Below are 19,466 nucleotides of genomic sequence, written 5' to 3' on the forward strand. Positions count from 1 at the left end.
CTCCTCCTACTCGATTTTGGCTATTCACTAAGCGCTTCTAACTATAAGAAACGTTTAAGTTCTACAAGTTATGCAGACACTTCCACTTCGTAAGAGCCAAATTTACGGATGTTAATCACGCCCGTATCTAAGATTAGGTATTGGCCTTTAATACCTTGCAGCACACCAGATACTTCAGGGTTCTTATCGAAGTTGTGCGATACAATCTTCACTGGGTGCTGCTCAACCGGGTAGCTCAGTGAAGTGATGTTTTCGCTCAGAATCTCGATTGCATCGTCACCAAACTTCGCTCTGATCTCTTGGATTTTATCCTCAACCAATGGCAACAGTTCTTTGGCTTTTTCTACCAACTCCATATCGTCGCCATCGCCTTTTAGCAGCGTGCGCCAGTTGGTTTTGTCAGCAATGTGCTTCGCTAACTCAACTTCGATCAGGCCAGAGATCTGACGTGTTTTTACCTTCAAGATAGGCAAACCTTGAGTCGCGCCTTGGTCAATCCAACGGGTAGGGATTTGAGTGTGACGAGTGATACCCACTTTTAGGCTTGATGTGTTCGATAGGTAAACGAAGTGATCAACCATACAGTTCGCTTCGCCCCATTCAGGCTCACGACAAGTACCTTCATCGTAGTGGCAAGTTTCTGGCTTCATGATGCACATGTCGCAGCTTGCTAGCTTTCTCATGCACACAAAGCAGTGGCCTTGAGAGTAGCTTTTCTTGGTTTTCTTGCCACACGAGCAGCAAAAAATATTACCGGTGTGAGTGAGGTTGATGGTTTTACCAATCAGAGGGTTTAGCTCTACAAACTCTTCACCGACAGGTAAACGGTAGGTAACCGCACCATCAAGCGAAGCACTCATTTTCTTGAGTGTTCCTTTTGCTAATAAAGACATGACATTACTCGTTGTATTTTGATTATTATTTCGTCGACTCGGACGCTCTGTAAGCAGGCGCTACGGTTAACGATGATTATGCGATGAGTATAACAAATAGAGTCCGTTTTAATACGCAATATTACTTGATTATTGCGATGGATAATTGATGAGTAAACGCTCGCTCAAAATTATGGTATGACATTTTGTTCAGGCGTGATATAACGTTTTTTAGTAAATTATTGGCATTAAGATCACTAATTTACCTAACTTATTTTTTATCGTGAAATCCCAACTATAGGGACCTTAAGCCGGAAGCTTAGACGTGAAGTGGATCCATAAAATAGTCATCTTTTTAGTTATCACGACACTGGCGATTGTCCAGTATTACCGTGTGAGCGGAAATCGTGTGATAACGGCAATTACGCCGGATAAATATGAGTTTATCGCGACCAGCGATCAAGTTGATAGGGGCGTCAGTACATCCCAATTATCCTACGAAAATGGGCAGTATATTCTCGACTGTGAACTTAAAGAGTCGGAGTATCCTTGGCCTTATTGCGGCCTATCGATTCGTATCAATCCAGACATTACCGAAGGCCTTGATCTCTCCCAGTATCACACCTTTAGAGTGAATATTGATTACCATGCGGAAGCGGACTCTCGTGGCCGTTTGAGAACTTACCTACGCAACTACAATCCTGCTTATTCTGTTCCCGATGACGAGTACACACATAAGTACAACGGGATGGAGTTTTCTCCAGGAGTCGATGGTGGTGTGATTGAAATCCCGATCAAAAATCTGCAAGTGATGACATGGTGGCTGGCTGACAACGACATTGCGTTAGAGCATTCGGCCCCTGAATTTTCGAATGTGAATATGGTTGAGTTTGCTACTGCGTCTGGAGCGAAACTCGGTCACCACAGAATCGTCATCCGCAGTATTGAGTTCGAAGGTTCGTATATCACCGCAGAAAGCTTGTTCATGATCCTACTGTTTGTGTGGGTGGGGACGGGCACCGTATTCTTGCTGTCAGAGTTAAACCGTTCAAGAAAACGCATGGTGATCGCAGAGAAAAGACATCACCACTTAAAGAACGTCAATCGCGCACTGAGAGAACAGAATTTTGAATTTTCAGAGATGGCCCATCGTGATGAGTTAACCGGAATACTAAACCGCCACGCGATTCGTGATTGGTTGAAAATGCAGTCACAACATGTGAAGCAAGGACATGGCAAGCTGGGTATGTTGTATCTCGATATCGACTACTTCAAGAGTGTAAATGACAAGTACGGACATCAAATGGGTGACCATATTTTACGCGAGTTCAGCATGGTGGTGGGCAGTTCGATCAGCGCTACCGACAAGTTGGTGAGATGGGGTGGTGAAGAGTTCATTGTTTTTTGCCCTGAGACCGAAGCCGGAGAGGCGCAGATAAAAGCTGAACGCATTCGATTATTGGTTAGCCAGCACCTTTGGGTTCATGGCGATCCGCTGACATGCAGTATCGGTGTTGCCGAGATGAAGCAAGAGCGAGTGACAGAGACCATTGCTCGCGCTGATGAAGCTTTATATCAAGCAAAGCATTCAGGTCGAAACCAGGTGATCTTGAGTCACTAATCTGAAAATTGTTTTGATGAGTTTATAAGCCACACGTGCATATGTGACGTGTGGCGTTTTTATGGTTCTTCTCCCAAAAGCCAAAAACAAAAAAGGTGGCGCGGGGCCACCAAAAGGGAAAAGCGTTTCTTGTTTTTATGCGCCCGTTCTGTTGACTGATAGTTTCAAACTGAGCGGGCATTTTTGTACTGGTTGAACTGGGGGAAGTTCAACCAGTTTAGGGGTGCATTCCTGTAAGCATGCGCTTATAGGACGTTAGTGCTTACCAGAAGATCCAAGCGAACAGAGTCAGAACTAGGATACAAACTAGGTTCAACACCATACCGATTCGCATCATCTCTTTCTGCTTGATGTGACCCGAGCCAAACACGATTGCGTTTGGTGGTGTTGCAACAGGAAGCATGAAGGCACAAGACGCAGCAACAGCGATCAGTGCAGACAAAATAACTGGCGACATACCCAGCGCTTCAGCGATGGTTGCGAATACTGGCACCAGAAGTGCTGCACTCGCTGTGTTACTCGCAAATTCCGTTAGGAATACCACGAACGCTACCACGGCTAGAATCGTAAGCAGTACGCCAGCTGTTTCTAAAAATCCGCTTAGTGAGTGTGCTAGGAATACGCTGGTTCCTGTCGCTTTCAGAATGTTACTTAAACAGATACCGCCACCGAACAGGATAAGAACACCCCAGTCCGTTGTCTTCTCGACGTCTTTCCATTCCACCGCTCTAGAAGCGCCAAGCAGTACAATTGCGCCAATCGCTACCAAGCTATCAAATTTAGAGAATCCGCCAATCATTGCGTTGATTGGTTTACCGAATATCCAAAGCGTTACGGTTAGAAGGAAGATAGACAGTGTGATTTTCTTGCTGTTTGTCCATTCAACTGGGGCATGGTCTAGCTCGAATTTGTGGTCAAGCTTTGGCTTAGTCATCACGTAAAGAATAATCATCGCGATTGGCAGTAAGATCATTGAGATTGGAAGACCTAGCGCCATCCACTCAGTAAAGCTCAAGCCAACTTCTGCAGCGGCGATTGCGTTCGGTGGGCTACCCACTAAGGTTGCGATACCACCAATCGATGCACAGTAAGCGATACCCAGCAGTACGAACACGTACGTGTTGCGGTCTTCACTTTGGTCAACTTTGTTCATGATGCCAAGAACAAGAGGAAGCATCATTGCTGTGGTGGCTGTGTTTGAGATCCACATTGATAGACCTGCACTCACACCGAACAACATGAACACAGCGACCGACATTCTGCCTTTTGCTATCAGCAGCACTTTGTCAGCTATCGCTTTATCTAGCTCTTGCTTGTTCAGTGCAGCTGCTAATGCGAAGCCACCCATGAATAAGAAGATGATCGGGTTTGAAAAGTTAGCCAGCGCTGCGGGCGTATTGAACACACCAAACAAGACAGCCAAGAGTGGAACGAGCAGAGCGGTGATGCTGACATGAATAGCTTCGGTTAACCATAGAACCGCAACGAACACGAGAATACTCAAACCAGTATTGACTTGTGATTCGAAAGGAAGGGTGTTGAGCAAGAGTGCGAATAGCGTGAAATTACCAATTAATATCATGCTGTTGCGGGTGAACAACCAGTGTTTCAGTGTAGTAACAAGTGCCGTCATAAGACGCTCCTTTTGTTATCCTCGTTTTATTGGTGCACGACTTCATTGAGTCGTGCTTATTATTTTCGAGGTATATAGCTTGATGTAGGGTCAGACTTTGTTGGGAGAATGTTACTTAAGTTAATAAAGGCGTGTTGGTGTGTTTTTGTGTAACAGTGGGGAAATGTGAGGCAACAAATTCAAAATGTGTAGTTTTCTACACATCTGTCTCTGCTGGGTCTGCAATAGGGTTTGTTGTAGGATCTACAACAGGGTTTACAGAGGGGTCAGTCATAGGGTTTGGAATCGGAAATGATTCCGGTTTTGGACTCGATTGAATGGGCTCTTTAGGTCCAAGGAACTTTGGCGTTGTCCCCATAATATACAAATCTAAGAAGGCTTTGGTACGCGCAAAAACTTCACGCAAACGGATAGAGGTGCCTGAATGATGAGTAGGACCTGAAACCGCTAAACATTGTGCATGAATATCGTAAGAATTAGCGATAAATAGTGCTCTTTCACAGTGGAATTTCTGAGTAATGATCAGGAAGTTGTCGGTGTCGAAGATCTTTTTAGCGCGAACAATCGAGTCTAAGGTTCTAAAGCCTGCGTAATCGAGGTTAATGCGTTCATCGGGTACACCCGCTTTCAGCAAGTCGCGTTTCATCGTCCACGGCTCATTGTAAGAGCGATGAGCGTTATCACCACTTAACAGAAACTGGTCGACTTTTTCACGGTCGAACAGCTCAATCGCGGCTTCGATTCGGTGCTTATAATAGTCGTTGAGTGTTCGACCCAAATATTTGCTCGTGCCAAGCACAACGGCGACCTCAAGCTCGGGCACTTCATCTATATCGTAGATGATGCGATCTTCCGCTTGCCATGAAACCCAATAATCGATCGCAATAACCGCAGCGCTGCCTACTAAGAACACGAGGAAAGCGCCAAACAGAAAACCTTGCAGTTTTTTGTAAGCTTTTTTTATGTAGCTACGGATAATGTGAGAATCAAATTTCACTCTCGGTATGGTCCTTTCACTGAGCATTAATTTTTGAGTGCTCGATAATACCAAATAAAAATGAGAAAAATCAGTTAAAAAGACAAGACAGTTTAAAGAAAAAAGCCCCTGCAATTGCAGAGGCTCATATAAGAGTCGTTAACGCTCTTTATTCCAAGCGCAGTACGCTTTATTAGAATGCCGTGCGCTTGTAGCGACGGTAAACTGGCTGCCAGAAGTGCTGGTCAATCGCTTGTTGCAGTGCTTCTTCAGTGATCTCTAGAGCAACGCCCTGTTCAATCGCCTTTTTACCTACCGCAAGAGCAATTTTCTTAGATACCGTGTGGATCTCTTCCAATGGTGGAAGTAGAGCACCTGTGCCATTGATTGCTAGTGGAGAACACGTAGCAAGTGCACGGCTTGATTCCATTAGCATTTCGTCAGTGATGCGTGAAGCATTCACAGCCAATACACCAAGGCCAATACCTGGGAAGATGTAGCTGTTGTTACACTGAGCGATTGGGTAAGTTGTGCCGTTGTGAACGACTGGCTCAAATGGGCTACCTGTCGCAACAAGTGCTTGGCCATCAGTCCAACGAATAATGTCGTTTGGCGTCGCTTCAACACGGCTTGTTGGGTTCGACAGTGGGAACACGATAGGGCGTTCACTGTGTAGGTTCATCTCTTTGATGACTTCTTTGCTGAATAGACCTGGAGCACCAGACACACCAACCAATACGGTTGGTTTCGCGTGGCGAACTACGTCTAGTAGAGAGAAACCAGTGCCATCGCTTTCCCAGTCTTTGGTGTTTTCGTTGGTTTGAACCAGACGCTGTTGGAAATCAAGCAGGTTTTGCATGCCTTCTTGTAGCAGACCCCAACGGTCAACCATGTAAACTTGAGAGCGAGCTTGTGCATCGCTGATACCTTCAGACACCATTTGGGCAATGATAGCTTCAGCAATACCACAACCTGCAGAACCCGCACCTAAGAAGGTGATGCGTTGATCTGAAAGTTTGCTGTTTGCTGCTTTACATGCTGCAAGTAGAGAACCAACCGTTACGGCTGCTGTGCCTTGGATATCATCGTTGAAACAACAGATGCGATCTTTGTAGCGCTCAAGCAGTGGCATTGCGTTCTTTTGTGCGAAATCTTCGAACTGAACTAATGCATCAGGCCAACGGCGTTGAACCGCTTGGATGAACTCTTCAACGAATGCATCGTAGTCAGCACCCGTAATACGAGGATGACGCCAGCCCATGTACATTGGGTCAGCAAGACGTTGAGGGTTGTTAGTACCCACATCGAGCACGATTGGTAGCATGTAAGCTGGGCTGATACCGCCACAAGCTGTATAAAGTGCTAGCTTACCAATTGGAATACCCATACCACCGATGCCTTGGTCTCCCAAACCAAGAATACGCTCACCATCCGTAACCACGATAACTTTAACGTTGTGGTTTGTCGCATTATTCAGTAGGTCATCGATACGATCGCGGTTCGGGTATGAGATAAACAGACCACGGCCACGACGGTAAATATTTGAGAAGTTCTCACATGCTGCGCCAACTGTTGGCGTATAAATGATAGGCATCATTTCAGAGATGTGGTTTTGAACTAAACGATAAAAAAGCGTTTCATTAGTGTCTTGGATGTTACGAAGGTAGATATGCTTATCCATATCACTTTCGAAGTTACAATATTGTTTGTATGCACGTCCTACTTGCTCTTGGATTGTTTCGGTTGTTTCCGGTAACAAACCTTCAAGGTTGAAAGAACTGCGCTCTTCAGCAGAGAATGCGCTGCCTTTGTTTAGAAGAGGTGTACTTAGTAGAGCAGGACCAGCATAAGGGATATATAGAGGGCGTTTATCGTTGTTCATTGGATGCCTAATATGGGAGAAAGGGTAACTAAAAAATGATAACGGTTTAGTTATTCAATTGTAAATAGTTTCTCCGCGATCTGAGCAAACAAAATGATATTCTTACCTCTGTCCCACACTTATCGAATTTCAACACGATAATTCGTTATACTTTGCTCACACTTTTTCGCTACTCGCCATTTTATGTCATTACTTCCCATCGATGCTTATCAAAACGTATTCCACGAACAAATCGCTAATTCTCACCTTGTCGTAGAGGCGGAAACCGGATCAGGTAAATCAACGCGCCTGCCACTTTGGGCTTCTCAGCATGGACGAGTGCTGGTGGTGGAGCCAAGACGCATCGCGTGTACGTCATTGGCTAAATACCTCGCACAGCAATCGGGTGAGAAGCTTGGTAGCAAAGTGGGCTATGCGATTAAGCTTGAGTCAGAGTATAACGAGCAAACTAACGTTGTTTTTGTGACTCCCGGTATCGCGCTGCGTTGGTTATCAGAAGACGGATTAGCCAGTTTTGATGTGATTGTGGTGGATGAGTTTCACGAGAGGCGCTGGGACATTGATCTGCTGGTGGCGATTCTGAAACAAAAAGAGAGCCATCGCTTGGTGATCACTTCAGCAACCATTGAAGGGGAGCGTCTTGCTGATTACTTGGATGCGAATCGCATAAGCTGTGAAGGGCGAACCTATCAAGTTGAGATTGAGCACAGAGCGAATGAATCCAGAACACTGCCTGATATCCGACATCTAGAGCAGCGTATCGCGGAAGAAGTGAATCATCAGCTGATCGCTTCTTCTGGCGATATGTTGGTTTTTCTGCCGGGTAAAAAAGAGATCGTGCAATGCGAACAAGCCTTGGCGAAAAATCCAGATATCCAAGTCGTTAAATTGCATGCGTCGGTCAGTGATAAAGAGCGAGATTCAGCGTTATCGGGTCGCAATATCCATACTGAAGGTAATGGTTTGAGAAAGGTCATCCTTGCGACCAACGTTGCAGAAACCTCATTAACCATTCCTGACATTGGCGTGGTGATAGATTCAGGATTAGAGAGACGCACCGTTCAGCGTAATGGCAGAACCACACTGATGCTTAAATCCATATCACGAGCGAGTGCCAAACAGCGAGCTGGCCGCGCGGGTAGGGTAATGGATGGCGTTTGCGTGCGTCTATATGGTGAACATGCGGCGTTAGAGTTAGTCACACCGCCTGAATTGCAGCGTGAAGAGCTGACTGAACCTATGTTGGCCGCAGCATGTTGTGGATCTCCGCTTGAGAGCTTGTCCTTCCTTGACGCTATTCCAGAGAAATCACTCAACAGTGCAACTCAAACCTTGCTGACGATGGAAGCGATTAACGCCGACCATCAAGTTACCGAGCATGGTAAAAAGCTGTATCCGTTGCCGATTGATACTTTGTATGCCGATATCGTTACTCGAATCAAAACCAAAGCATTAAAAGAGGCGATGGTTGATCTCACTGCGGCGCTGTCCGTTCCTGCTCGCTTGTATCAGTTACCAAACAATGCAGAACATCTTGAAGCGCTCGCGCAACAAGAGAAGGAAGGGTGTGATTTAAGCCTGTTGATTCAGATTGTGCGCGGTCGAGAATATCCGCATTTAGACATCGACCAACAGGCTCTGAATGAAGCTCAAGGATTGGCGAAGCAAATGCGGGAGGTATTTGAACTTCCTCAGCTAGAAGTCGCGTCACGTTTCCAACGCATTGAATTGCTCAAGACCATTGTGAATCTGCATCCTGAACTGGTGTTTGTGCGCCGACTGAAAAGGAAAGAAGCCTTTGCCAATGGTGTTTTAGAAGTGGTGCTCGGTCGTCAGAACCGTTTCCCTGATAATGCACAAGCGATGTTGGTGTTGGATACTCACAGCTTGCCGGGAAGAGGCGTTAAGCAAACACTGACCTTAGCGACGGTCACGGCACCCATTCCTCTTGAGCTTATCATTGATGCTGAACTAGGAGAGTGGGAGCAAGGTGAAACCGTCGTGAATGACGATGGCGTATTTACCGAGATGGCGTTGGTGTACGCAGGCCGCACGATTACAACCAAACTCGTCGCCGCTGAAGGGCAATTATCGTTAAAACCTATCGTCGACCTTGTGTTAAATGGAGACCAGCTTCCCGGTTTTGCAAAGGCTCGCACACAAGAAATCAAACACTGGCAGCTGTATGTGAAACTTGGTCTCGATGAACAAACTAAATACACACCAGAAATTGAGAACATTAACTTTGAGCTATGGTTTATAGAGCAGCTTGAAGTACTAGGTGTTACTGATGTCAGCGAATTGGAAATGTTCGATCATGCAGACATACCGTTCGATGGCATTCCAACTTGGCTCTACTCAGAATTTTCGGAAAAATACCCGTTTGTATTGAGCCTTGCCGACTTGCAACTCGATGTCGAATACTTGCCCGCAAGAAAGCTGATTTACGTCCATTATCAGTCGGGTAGCCGAAAGTTATCGCCAAAACGTTGGGAGCTACCGACATGGTCTGGCTGGCGTATTCAGTACAAAAAAGCGAGCCGAATAATTGATATCAAATAGATGGATAAGTTTTATCTCTAAAATATTAATCAAATAGATGCATATATGATTTTTCAGTGCTTATTTTGTTACAAGTTTGATTTTTATATGCCTTTTTAACCAATCAAAAGGTCATAAAAGACTATTCTTCTATATCCTATTGCTATAAAGAAAGAGTTGATAGATATTGAGTATATTGTGTTGCCAAAGTGTCGGGGGACATCATGGATAAACAGGAAGAGACGCGTGTAGAGTTCGATTACACAACATTTCTTGGCGCCTCATGCAGTAAAAAATGGACTTTTCTGGAAGCACTCACCACAATTGCGCCAGTGTTCAGTACCGTCTGGCGAGATAGCATTAAAGAGTTGGGCACCCCAGAGGATCGTTTATGGCAGATGGCATTGAAATCAATGTCGACGCGTAAAAGTGATGAGTCGAACATTGTTACCTTACTCAAGCTCGCCAAGCTGGAAGGGATCAATGAGCTCAAAGTGGTGATGCCATATTCACTTGAAGAAGAGCAGATCGAGTATATTGAATCGCGCAGTCATTTAGTGATTGCGGGTAATTCTGGAGAAGAGTTCACGATTAAGCTGTAACTTCAGCTCGCCTATAATCTCTCTCGAGGAATAGTAAAAACGTACACGTAAAAAGGGCCTCAAATATTGAGGCCCTTTTAGTATCTAAAACTTGAGTCTACGAGCTTATTAGCTTTCGAGCTTTTTATTTTGAGATTAAGCGATTAAGCGATTAAGCAATTAGCAATTAAGCGACTAGTCGATTAGACCATAGTCAGCGCGCAGTACATCGATGATCTCTTGCTTAGGATTTTCGCTCAGTACGATCTCCGCACCTGTGATTTTCGCTGCGATATCAAGGTAAGTGCGAGACAGAGACATTAGAGAATCCAGTGGAAGTTCATTGTCACGAGCCAATGCTTCACGTTCTGGCATACGCTCTTTATTCAAAAGAATGTCGGCATCAGGGAAGTAGTTAAGCAAGAACTGACGGAAGCCTTCTTTTGAATTCTCAACGATGTTGCCGTTGTTATATTCCTGAGTATCCCAAATGCGAGATGAATCTGGAGTACCGACTTCGTCCATGTAGATAAGCTTTTCTTTGCCTTGAGCATCGTTGACGTAGCCAAACTCAAATTTGGTATCAACAAAGGTTTGGTCTACTTTTGCTAGCGCTTGGCTGATTACGTTGAAGCCTTCTTTAAGAAGTTTTTCGTAATGCGCGATGTCGCTTGCTTGAGTAAAGTTGAATGCTGCGAAGTTATCTTCGATGTTGTTGCGTGTGATGTTCACATCGTCAGCTTCTGGAACGCCAGGAATACCTTTCAGAATCCCTTTTGTTGAAGGCGTGATCAGTAGCTCAGGCAACTTCTTGTCTTTCTCAAGGCCTTCAGGCATCTCGATACCACAGAATTCACGTTCGCCGTTTGCGTATGCACGCCACATTGAACCAGTGATGTATTGACGACAAATCGCTTCGATCATGACTGGGCGAGCTTTTTGTACAATCCAAACGAACGGGTGAGGGATATCAAGAATATGACTGTCAGCAAGTCCGTTGTCTTTAAACAATTTGAACCAGTGGTTAGAGATAGCATTCAGAGCCGCTCCCTTACCTGGAACACCTTTAAGATTCCCTTCACCACGCCAGATACAATCAAATGCAGAGATACGGTCACTGATCACCATGATAGCTAGAGGCGCATCGGGTGCTACGTCGTAGCCTTTCTCTTTAATTAGTCGTTGGCTATCTTCTTCAGTTAACCAGTAGACTGAGCGAACCTTGCCACTGTGGACAGGTTTGTCAGTACGGATTGGTAGGTCATCATTTACGGCAAGAACTTGATCAGCAAGGCTCATTTAGACATTCCTATCTTTTATCAAACGTCATACAGAGAAGTGCGGTGTGCACATGATTAGACGGGCATTATACCCAATCTACTATTTGCTTCCAGAGAAAAAGCAAACGATTGCTAAATCTGTTGTTTAAATAAAAACCCCCGCCTAACAATCCGCTAAAAAATGGGCGAATTGTAGGGCAGGGGAAGGCAGTATGTTTGGACTGTGTTTTGGCGAATTGTTTCTTAAGTTAAATTAAGTTTGTTAGCTAAAAGATTAAGCTATGTTTGTGGACCATGTTTTTGAGCCAAAATGTTATTAAGCCAACATGTTATTAAGCAAGGTGGCTTAGTGAATACGCTCTGAATTTGCATCCATAAAGAAGACTTCACATTGAAAGCGTAACCCTAATGTTCTTAGGTACTGTTGGCTGAACTGATCAATCGATGCACTTGCAACAATCGCGCTCGCATTCTTAGAGCGGATTGCTTTCTCGACAGTCTCTACCTCAGTCATTTGATGAGAGGCTTTCATATGAATAACGCGGTCGCAGCAAACATTATGTTGCTTAAGCTGCTTAGCCGATGGTCTTGGTGTTTGAGCCGTAAACAGTAACCACTGATGTTGATTGGACAGCAACGCCATTCTTGCAAACAACGCTTCCTCGTTTGAATTTTTGCTTTTACGAGAAACTGATGTAAATGCGCAGTGAACTAGCGGGCTAGAGTGTTGTGCTTTAACGTGTGCTTGAATCATTTTGCTGTCCTTATATACATGCTGTATGTGTATACAGTAGTTTTAGTTACTTATAAGATCAAGCGTTTTTTGCGGGATTATTGGACGATTTCGTCTGAGGTTATGGATGGTAAATGATTAAATCATTGAAAGTATTCGATAAATTAAATTTGAATGAATCTGCTGTTTTGTATCATAAGTTGAATAAATGTGAGCTTTATACAGGTGTATACACTGGTTTTTGCAGAAAAGTACTGTATATACCTGTATAGAAGAGAGAACAAAGAACAAAGAAGAAAGAAGAAAGAAGATCTAAAACCACAGGCACAAAAAAAGCGCCTTAGGCGCTTTCTTATATTTCACGGTGTTGCTTATCTCAATGTCGCTTGGGAGAGTTTTGCTCTCATTTCAATTTCACCAATATTGAACTGGCGAACATCAATGGTTGCAATATCATTGCACTCGTTACATGCATGATGACACTTACCATCTAGGTAGTCGTGCTTTTTAACTAGGCTTGGCTTTTTGCACCAATCACAAACGCCTTCTATTGTGAACATATTCTCTCCTCACCTGTTTAAGTCAGGTGTATTTTCGGCGCAAATTATGACACAAGTAAGACCCATTAGTTAATAGTTTGTTACCCGTTTTTGAGAGGGGGATCGATTGCAACACCAATAAAATCGATATCTTTGAGATCTAGGAAAATGAAGATGTGTGTTTGTTTACGGTTTTGTAACATTTTGTAAAATGGTTTTTAGCGCATTGTTCAAACGTTTCATTTCTTCGTCACATCCGTGACCATCTGGATGGTAGATCTTTGATAGCTGTTTGTATCGGATCTTGATGCTTTTCTGGTCGGGGATTGAGCTAGGTGTGTAGCCAAATAGCGCGCAGGCCACCTGCAAATTACTCAGACCTTTGCTGTTTTTCTGCTTCTTCAATTCGTGGAACATAGTGTTCAGCTGGCGTTTTTGCTGCTTAATCGTAAGGTCCTTCGAGCTAAGCTGCGCTTCAAGTGATTGTTGTTGCTGTCGCGAATCACCCGACTTTAGAGCTTGTCTTTTTCTTGAGATAACGAGCGTCGCAATAATGCTGATGATTGAAATCAACACGGCCAACGCAGCACCAATCATATAGTCAGAGCTAGTTAGGTTAGAACTGGAGAGGTTAGAGCGTGATGCTTGGTTAGATTGAACGTGCTTAGATACCCCCTGACTGGTGTCTATTTCAGAGTCGATGCTGTCATCGAGCTGTTCTATTGAAGAGATCTGTTTTGCACGTTGCTGGTTGAATTGTGCTTCCAAAATGCGGTTGTAGCCCTCTTCTGCTTGTGGATTATCTTTTAAGGCTGCTTCATACCATAGCTGCGCTTTATCTAATGGTTGAAGGAGGTCTTGTTCTAGCGAGGATTCGTAGAGTTTTGCTACCTCGATAGGTGCGCGCTGGTTACCTTGCAACGCCGCTTTAATAAACCATTCCAAAGCAAGCTTGTTACTTTGTTCAACACCTGTACCTGCCAAGTACCATTCACCCAGTCTAAATTGCGCGTTTGGGTTGCCGTTTTCTGCTGACTGCGTGTACCAATACAATGCATCACTGGTGCTAACAGGAACGTCGACACCCGATTCATAAGCTTGAGCCAATTGGTATTGAGAAACTGGATCTTGAGGTTGTGATTCTAGTGAAAATTCATCACTGCTTGCTGCGTGCACGAAATGTGTGGTGGACAACGGTATCGTGGAAAAGATGAGGGCTAGAAATAGAGCTCTAAGAAATGATGAGGGGGGAAAATTGGACACGATAAACAATGGGACCTCATAGTTAAGTCTAATACGATATGTGGTTGTCAATTAAGTCGTATCTTCTTCGGCGAGTGATACGACTAAAGTAATCACTATCAATACCCTAAGCCAATGTGCATCGGCTCTATGATTTAGTTATCTTTTTAGCTGCCTGGGTACCGCCAACTGGTCGATTAACAGACAATTTACGACCTTTCTTCAAACCAACTTCATAATCGGCGGTGAGGTTTTTCATCGCTTCTCTCAGTTGCTGTTTGAACGTTTCACGGTCGATATTTTTGAATTCTTTATCAATGTAATTATTGATCTTGTTGTTTGATTCGTCGTCTGGGGTAATAGTTGGTAGCTTTTCAAGCGCACCTTCAACCCAGCCTGAAACAAACGAGTTCACGCGGCGTGTCACTTCTAAGGACCCTGTGCCAGAGCCAGCAAAGCTATTTCTGAATTGGCCGGTGTGTTCATTCAGTTCACGATAAATGATATCGAAAGCGAACGCTGCGAAGATCGCGCGGTCGGCTTCACCAATGAACTCAACACGCTTGAGGCCTTTATGATTCAGCAATACGGCTTCTACGCCAAATTTGGTGTTGATACCGCGAATAACACGCAGCAGTGTAGAACTGATATTTGCAGGTAACAGGTGACTGGACTGAGTTTTCCCCATCTTGATAAATTCAATATCGTCTTTTTCGAGACCATATTTCAGCATCAAGTTATGCGCCATTTTTATCGCATTGGCAGCTTCATTGACGTTCGCAGAATTTCCAAGCTCAAGACACTTGGCAATTTTCTTTAGGGCTTTTTTCTTATCCATCGACAATTTAATCAGTACCGCAAATTTTTAAAAGTCCAACATTTTACATGTTTTCGCGGATAACAGAAAGGCAAAACTGGTTTGATGAACAAGGAAGGCGGTGAACATTGAACTGCATGAGCCCAGTTGGCGGTAAAAACAAAAACGCCATCAAGCGTATTGATGGCGTTAGTGACACGTTTTTTCAATATGTCTAGAGCATTCGTAAACTAGATACCCAGTTCATCGAGTAGATCTGCCGCAGAATCATTGCCAGAGCTTTGAGCTGGCTTGTTCGCTTCTTGCATTTTTTTCTGAGTCGCCTCAAGAATGCTATCTGGACATTCGTCTTCTGCGATTTCAAATTCTTCTAATTGAATGAACTCAGTCTTATCCATCGCAAGCTCAAGGTAGAAGATGTTGTTATTAGCGGTAGAGAAGGTCACACGACGAGCTTGTGGACGGTCGAGATTGGTATCAACAGAAAGGTTAACTTGCTTGTTCAGAGCCAGCATTTTCGGTTGGTTTTGTGTGATGTTGGTTTGCAGCTCTTTGCGGATTTTATTGGTGAAATCGCCAACTAATTGGTTCATCAACTCACCCAATACATCACCCACTTCGTCTGAAGTATGAAGTACAGCAAGCTCGTTTTCAGGCATGCCCATATTGCGCATGTAATTGGTGTAGATCTCTAGCGCTGCTTTGGACGTAAAATTAATAACAACGAGACCAGAAAAGCCGCCGTCAAACAGAACGAAGCAACCAAAATCTGGCTTTAGGCTTGTCTTGTTGATCTTTTGAACCATGGCTGAATAGGACACCTGAGAAGCCGTCGCTGAAGTCAGTACGCTTGAGACTGATTGGCATAGTTTAAGAAGGATATCTTCAGTTGTGACTGTTTTGTTTTTTTTCATTGTGATGTGCTCGTGGAGATGTCTTAAACAAAATGTTATTCAGTATATTGTTACTGAATTAAGACGAAAGTGACTATTTCTCCATTCTTGCACTGAGATTCTGATTTGATCACCTTTTTATATGATCTTAATAGTAGTAAAGTGACGAAATTCAAAGAAAATTATTAAAAATCTCAGATAACCCAATGCTGATAGGATCAGCGAAGTAGGGGCAGGAAGCAAATGTTACCAAGACTTCAACTCAATGCTGATGTCGATCCAGTTGTCGTACGCTTTTTAGATGAACTAAAAACAGCGGGCTTTACTGGCGACATTGAATCTCAATATTCTAGCCGTTTGGCTGTGGCGACTGATAATAGTGTCTATCAGCAATTGCCGCAGGCGGTCATCCTTCCTAAAACAACGCAAGACGTTGTGCTTATCGGTAAAGTGGTTTCTAAATCCGCTTACGAACGCGTGACTTTTTCCCCTCGTGGCGGCGGTACCGGAACCAACGGACAATCTTTAACAAAAGGTGTCGTGGTTGACCTGTCGCGATACATGAATAAGGTTCTTGAGATTAACGAGAAAGAGGGCTGGGTAAGAGTTCAGTCTGGTGTCGTTAAAGATCAATTGAACGACGCTGTTCGCCCTTATGGTTACTTTTTCTCTCCAGACCTTTCTACCAGTAACCGAGCAACCTTGGGTGGCATGATCAATACCGATGCTTCGGGCCAAGGGTCATTGAAGTACGGCAAAACGTCTGACCATGTATTGTCGCTGCAAGCGGTGTTCGCAGATGGTTCATGTCTAGAATCTGATTTATCACACGGCTTACCTGTAGAGGGTGAATTCGCTCACCATGCACTTACGGTGACAGAGGCGGTTTGTCGAGACAAACGCGCTCAAATCTTAGATAAATTCCCTCCGCTGAATCGCTTCTTAACAGGCTATGACCTAAAGAATGCAATCAACGAACAAGATGACAGCTTTGACCTAACTCGCGTTCTATGTGGCGCTGAAGGTTCTTTAGCATTCATCACGGAAGCAAAGTTAAACCTAACCAAGATTCCAAAAGCGCGCACACTGGTTAACGTGAAATACAACACGTTTGATTCTGCGCTGCGTAATGCGCCGTTCATGGTGGAAGCGAAAGCACTGTCTGTTGAAACGGTAGATTCAAGAGTATTGAACCTAGCGAAGCAAGACATCGTTTGGCACACCGTGAGCGATTTGCTGACTGATGTTCCGAACAAAGAGATGCTTGGCATCAACATGGTTGAGTTTGCAGGCCAAGATGAAGCGGAAGTTGAACAGCAAGTTCAAGCGCTGACTGCACGCCTTGAAACCATGGTTGAAAGCGAAGAAGCCGGCGTGATTGGTTTTCAAGTTTGTAGCGATTTGGCGAGCATTGGCCGAATCTACAACATGCGTAAGAAAGCAGTGGGTCTGTTAGGTGCGGCGAAAGGCCGAGCTAAGCCAGTCGCTTTTGCTGAAGATACTTGTGTACCACCAGAAAACCTCGCGGATTTCATCTCTGAATTTAGAGTGTTACTCGATTCAAAAGAGTTGAATTACGGCATGTTTGGTCACGTTGACGCGGGCGTATTACACGTTCGTCCAGCATTGGATCTGTGTGACCCGATGCAAGAAGCATTGATGCATGAAGTCTCTGATGAAGTGGTTAAGCTGGTGGCGAAATACGGCGGTTTAATGTGGGGCGAGCACGGTAAAGGTTTCCGTTCTGAGTATGGCCCAGACTTCTTTGGTGAAGAGCTGTTTACCGAATTAAGACGTATTAAAGCAGCATTCGACCCGCACAACAAGATGAACCCAGGCAAGATCTGTACGCCTTTAGAAAGTGACGCTGAATTGGTGAAAGTCACCGATACCAAGCGTGGTTTCTACGACCGTCAGATCGACGTACAAGTTCGTGACAGCTTCAAGCAAGCAATGGAATGTAACGGTAACGGCTTGTGTTTCAACTACGATACTAGCTCGCCAATGTGTCCTTCAATGAAAGTTACGGCTGACCGACGTCACTCACCCAAAGGCCGCGCAGGCTTGGTAAGAGAGTGGTTGCGTCAACTGACTGAACAAGGCGTTGATATTCTCGACCTTGAGCAAGAAGCGTTGAAAGACAACACACCCGTTAAGACTATGATTGAGCGTGTTCGCAATACGATGAACAAACGCCATGAGTACGATTTCTCGCATGAAGTTCATGAGGCGATGAACGGTTGTTTGGCGTGTAAAGCGTGTGCGAGTCAATGTCCGATCAAAGTCGATGTACCAAGTTTCCGTTCTCGATTCTTGAACATCTACTACTCGCGTTACCAGCGCCCTGCAAAAGATTATCTAGTTGCCAACATTGAAACCATGCTGCCGCTGATGGCGAAAGCGCCAAAAGTAGTCAACGCTGCATTGGGTCAAAAGTGGATCCAAACGGCAACAGCTAAAACGGTCGGTTATGTTGATGCACCATTGATGTCGGTGCCTACGCTCAAAAATCGTCTAGCGAGTAAAGAGCTGCAACTCTTCGATTTACAGTATTTAGAAGGCTTGTCTTCTGAACAGAAGAAACAGCATGTGCTGATCGTTCAAGACCCGTTTACCAGCTTCTATGATGCCGAGGTGATTGAAGACTTTGTCACTCTGGCTCAAAAACTTGGCAAAACTCCGGTACTGCTGCCGTTCAAACCGAATGGTAAAGCGTTGCACATCAAGGGCTTCTTAAATCGTTTTGCACGTGAGGCGAAATCGACTTCGGATTTCTTGTCGATGGTGGCGGATATCGAAATTCCTTTGGTCGGTGTTGATCCTGCTCTTGTGCTTTGTTACCGCGATGAATACGTCGAGATCTTAGGTGACAAGCGCGGCGACTTTGATGTACTTACTGTGCATGAATGGTTAATGCCATCGCTAGGTGAGTTCGAAGCACGCTCAGCAAGTGAAGATATGTGGTACTTGTTTGCTCACTGTACTGAGAAAACCAAAATGCCGAACGCTGAAAAAGAGTGGGGTACTATCTTCAAACACTTTGGGGCGGCGTTAACCAGCGTTCCTGTCGGCTGTTGTGGTATGGCGGGAACTTTCGGCCACGAAGTCGATAAGCTACAAATGTCGAAAGACATATATGGTTTAAGCTGGAAGCCTCAAATGCAGGACTTACCAAAAGATCGTTGCTTGGTGACGGGCTATTCTTGCCGCAGCCAAGTGAAGCGTTTTGAAGGTGAGAAGCTTGCTCACCCATTACAGGCGCTAGCAAAAATTCTCTAATACATTTAGCCCAGCAATTGCTGGGCTTTTTTCTAAACTAACAAAGGAATGTTAATAAGGAAAAGTATGAAATTTCTAGAATTAAAAGTACCACCAGTTGCACTGTTCATTATTGTATTCGTAGCATCATATTTCTGCGCTCAACAGTTGAGCCAAGGGACACTGGCATTACCTTATGGAATGGTTGTGCTAGGCGTCGGGATCATATTGAGTGGTGTGATTGGAATATCAGGCATATGGGAATTCCGAAAACAGAAAACCACCGTTAACCCGATTAAAGTCGAAACCGCGTCTGCAGTCGTGGACAGTGGCATTTTTGGCTACACACGAAACCCAATGTATTTAGGGCTATTCATCCTGCTATTTTGCTTTGGCTACTTCTTCCAGAATATCTTCAGTGTGCTACTCAGCTTTGGCTTCGTAATCTACATGAATCAGTTCCAAATTAAGCCAGAAGAACGCGCTCTAGAGCAATTATTCGGTGCGGAATATGTTGATTACAAACAAAAGGTTAGGCGCTGGATTTAGTGATGATTTGAGAGCAGGCTTAGTGGCTTAGTAATCGAAATAAAAAAGC

14 protein-coding genes and 2 pseudogenes are annotated in these 19,466 nt (G+C 44.5%); 5 read left to right on the forward strand and 11 right to left on the reverse strand.

Features of this window, described 5'->3' with window-relative positions; genetic code table 11:
• Positions 1 to 68: 68 nt before the first annotated feature.
• Entirely contained in the window at positions 69 to 893 is an 825-nt protein-coding gene (locus AB4351_RS20565; RefSeq protein ID WP_017070245.1) for a DUF2797 domain-containing protein, read from the reverse strand.
• 304 nt (positions 894 to 1,197) lie between these two features.
• On the opposite strand from AB4351_RS20565, the gene AB4351_RS20570 reads away from it, so the two are divergent.
• The gene (locus AB4351_RS20570; RefSeq protein WP_029235691.1) at positions 1,198 to 2,493 is read left to right on the forward strand and encodes a GGDEF domain-containing protein; all 1,296 of its coding nucleotides are present in this window, start codon (positions 1,198 to 1,200) and stop codon (positions 2,491 to 2,493) included.
• Between the two features lie 262 nt (positions 2,494 to 2,755).
• On the opposite strand, the gene AB4351_RS20575 is transcribed toward AB4351_RS20570, so the two are convergent.
• The 3 genes from AB4351_RS20575 to AB4351_RS20585 all read right to left on the reverse strand — a co-directional run bounded on the left by AB4351_RS20575 (position 2,756) and on the right by AB4351_RS20585 (position 6,984).
• Positions 2,756 to 4,126, reverse strand: a complete 1,371-nt coding sequence (locus AB4351_RS20575) for a DASS family sodium-coupled anion symporter (RefSeq protein WP_017059762.1) — start codon at positions 4,124 to 4,126, stop codon at positions 2,756 to 2,758.
• A 196-nt stretch (positions 4,127 to 4,322) separates the two neighbouring features.
• Positions 4,323 to 5,123, reverse strand: coding sequence for a vancomycin high temperature exclusion protein (locus AB4351_RS20580; protein WP_017063589.1), 801 nt, complete (start codon positions 5,121 to 5,123; stop codon positions 4,323 to 4,325).
• A 172-nt stretch (positions 5,124 to 5,295) separates the two neighbouring features.
• Positions 5,296 to 6,984 (reverse strand): NAD-dependent malic enzyme, encoded by a 1,689-nt coding sequence (locus AB4351_RS20585; RefSeq protein WP_017059764.1) that lies wholly within the window; start codon positions 6,982 to 6,984, stop codon positions 5,296 to 5,298.
• Positions 6,985 to 7,167: 183 nt separating this feature from the next.
• On the opposite strand from AB4351_RS20585, the gene AB4351_RS20590 reads away from it, so the two are divergent.
• Positions 7,168 to 9,546 carry a helicase-related protein gene (locus AB4351_RS20590; protein ID WP_372127004.1) on the forward strand — a complete coding sequence of 793 codons (2,379 nt, stop codon included), beginning with the start codon at positions 7,168 to 7,170 and terminating at the stop codon, positions 9,544 to 9,546.
• Between the two features lie 203 nt (positions 9,547 to 9,749).
• Positions 9,750 to 10,127, forward strand: a complete 378-nt coding sequence (locus AB4351_RS20595) for a hypothetical protein (protein WP_017059766.1) — start codon at positions 9,750 to 9,752, stop codon at positions 10,125 to 10,127.
• A gap of 174 nt (positions 10,128 to 10,301) precedes the next feature.
• On the opposite strand, the gene AB4351_RS20600 is transcribed toward AB4351_RS20595, so the two are convergent.
• The 7 genes and pseudogenes from AB4351_RS20600 to AB4351_RS20630 form a co-directional block, all read right to left on the reverse strand.
• Entirely contained in the window at positions 10,302 to 11,405 is a 1,104-nt protein-coding gene (locus tag AB4351_RS20600) for a phosphoribosylaminoimidazolesuccinocarboxamide synthase (protein WP_017055177.1), read from the reverse strand.
• Between the two features lie 327 nt (positions 11,406 to 11,732).
• Positions 11,733 to 12,140 (reverse strand): SulA-like leucine-rich domain-containing protein, encoded by a 408-nt coding sequence (locus tag AB4351_RS20605; protein ID WP_017055178.1) that lies wholly within the window; start codon positions 12,138 to 12,140, stop codon positions 11,733 to 11,735.
• A 350-nt stretch (positions 12,141 to 12,490) separates the two neighbouring features.
• Entirely contained in the window at positions 12,491 to 12,679 is a 189-nt protein-coding gene (locus AB4351_RS20610; protein ID WP_017070242.1) for a hypothetical protein, read from the reverse strand.
• A 165-nt stretch (positions 12,680 to 12,844) separates the two neighbouring features.
• A pseudogene (locus AB4351_RS20615) lies at positions 12,845 to 13,282 on the reverse strand (hypothetical protein); the annotation flags it as partial.
• An 80-nt stretch (positions 13,283 to 13,362) separates the two neighbouring features.
• Positions 13,363 to 13,930: pseudogene (locus tag AB4351_RS20620) on the reverse strand (tetratricopeptide repeat protein); the annotation flags it as partial.
• Positions 13,931 to 14,048: 118 nt separating this feature from the next.
• On the reverse strand, positions 14,049 to 14,738 hold the full coding sequence (locus tag AB4351_RS20625; protein WP_017059769.1) for a DUF2786 domain-containing protein: 690 nt from the start codon (positions 14,736 to 14,738) through the stop codon (positions 14,049 to 14,051).
• A 209-nt stretch (positions 14,739 to 14,947) separates the two neighbouring features.
• Positions 14,948 to 15,631 carry a DUF3334 family protein gene (locus AB4351_RS20630; protein ID WP_017059770.1) on the reverse strand — a complete coding sequence of 228 codons (684 nt, stop codon included), beginning with the start codon at positions 15,629 to 15,631 and terminating at the stop codon, positions 14,948 to 14,950.
• A gap of 222 nt (positions 15,632 to 15,853) precedes the next feature.
• Between AB4351_RS20630 and AB4351_RS20635 the strand changes: the two genes are divergently transcribed.
• The gene (locus tag AB4351_RS20635; RefSeq protein ID WP_372073742.1) at positions 15,854 to 18,889 is read left to right on the forward strand and encodes an FAD-binding and (Fe-S)-binding domain-containing protein; all 3,036 of its coding nucleotides are present in this window, start codon (positions 15,854 to 15,856) and stop codon (positions 18,887 to 18,889) included.
• A gap of 66 nt (positions 18,890 to 18,955) precedes the next feature.
• Positions 18,956 to 19,417, forward strand: coding sequence for an isoprenylcysteine carboxylmethyltransferase family protein (locus tag AB4351_RS20640; RefSeq protein ID WP_372127006.1), 462 nt, complete (start codon positions 18,956 to 18,958; stop codon positions 19,415 to 19,417).
• Positions 19,418 to 19,466: the final 49 nt, after the last annotated feature.

Origin of the sequence: Vibrio sp. 10N.261.51.F11 (assembly GCF_041471665.1) — a bacterium.
Taxonomy (GTDB): domain Bacteria; phylum Pseudomonadota; class Gammaproteobacteria; order Enterobacterales; family Vibrionaceae; genus Vibrio; species Vibrio crassostreae_C.

Coding starts and splice junctions, on each gene's coding strand:
- AB4351_RS20600 (WP_017055177.1), bottom strand. CDS start 11,405: ATGAGCCTTGCTGATCAAGTTCTTGCCGTAAATGATGACCTACCAATC.
- AB4351_RS20575 (WP_017059762.1), bottom strand. CDS start 4,126: ATGACGGCACTTGTTACTACACTGAAACACTGGTTGTTCACCCGCAAC.
- AB4351_RS20565 (WP_017070245.1), bottom strand. CDS start 893: ATGTCTTTATTAGCAAAAGGAACACTCAAGAAAATGAGTGCTTCGCTT.
- AB4351_RS20630 (WP_017059770.1), bottom strand. CDS start 15,631: ATGAAAAAAAACAAAACAGTCACAACTGAAGATATCCTTCTTAAACTA.
- AB4351_RS20595 (WP_017059766.1), top strand. CDS start 9,750: ATGGATAAACAGGAAGAGACGCGTGTAGAGTTCGATTACACAACATTT.
- AB4351_RS20635 (WP_372073742.1), top strand. CDS start 15,854: ATGTTACCAAGACTTCAACTCAATGCTGATGTCGATCCAGTTGTCGTA.
- AB4351_RS20605 (WP_017055178.1), bottom strand. CDS start 12,140: ATGATTCAAGCACACGTTAAAGCACAACACTCTAGCCCGCTAGTTCAC.
- AB4351_RS20610 (WP_017070242.1), bottom strand. CDS start 12,679: ATGTTCACAATAGAAGGCGTTTGTGATTGGTGCAAAAAGCCAAGCCTA.
- AB4351_RS20640 (WP_372127006.1), top strand. CDS start 18,956: ATGAAATTTCTAGAATTAAAAGTACCACCAGTTGCACTGTTCATTATT.
- AB4351_RS20625 (WP_017059769.1), bottom strand. CDS start 14,738: ATGGATAAGAAAAAAGCCCTAAAGAAAATTGCCAAGTGTCTTGAGCTT.
- AB4351_RS20590 (WP_372127004.1), top strand. CDS start 7,168: ATGTCATTACTTCCCATCGATGCTTATCAAAACGTATTCCACGAACAA.
- AB4351_RS20585 (WP_017059764.1), bottom strand. CDS start 6,984: ATGAACAACGATAAACGCCCTCTATATATCCCTTATGCTGGTCCTGCT.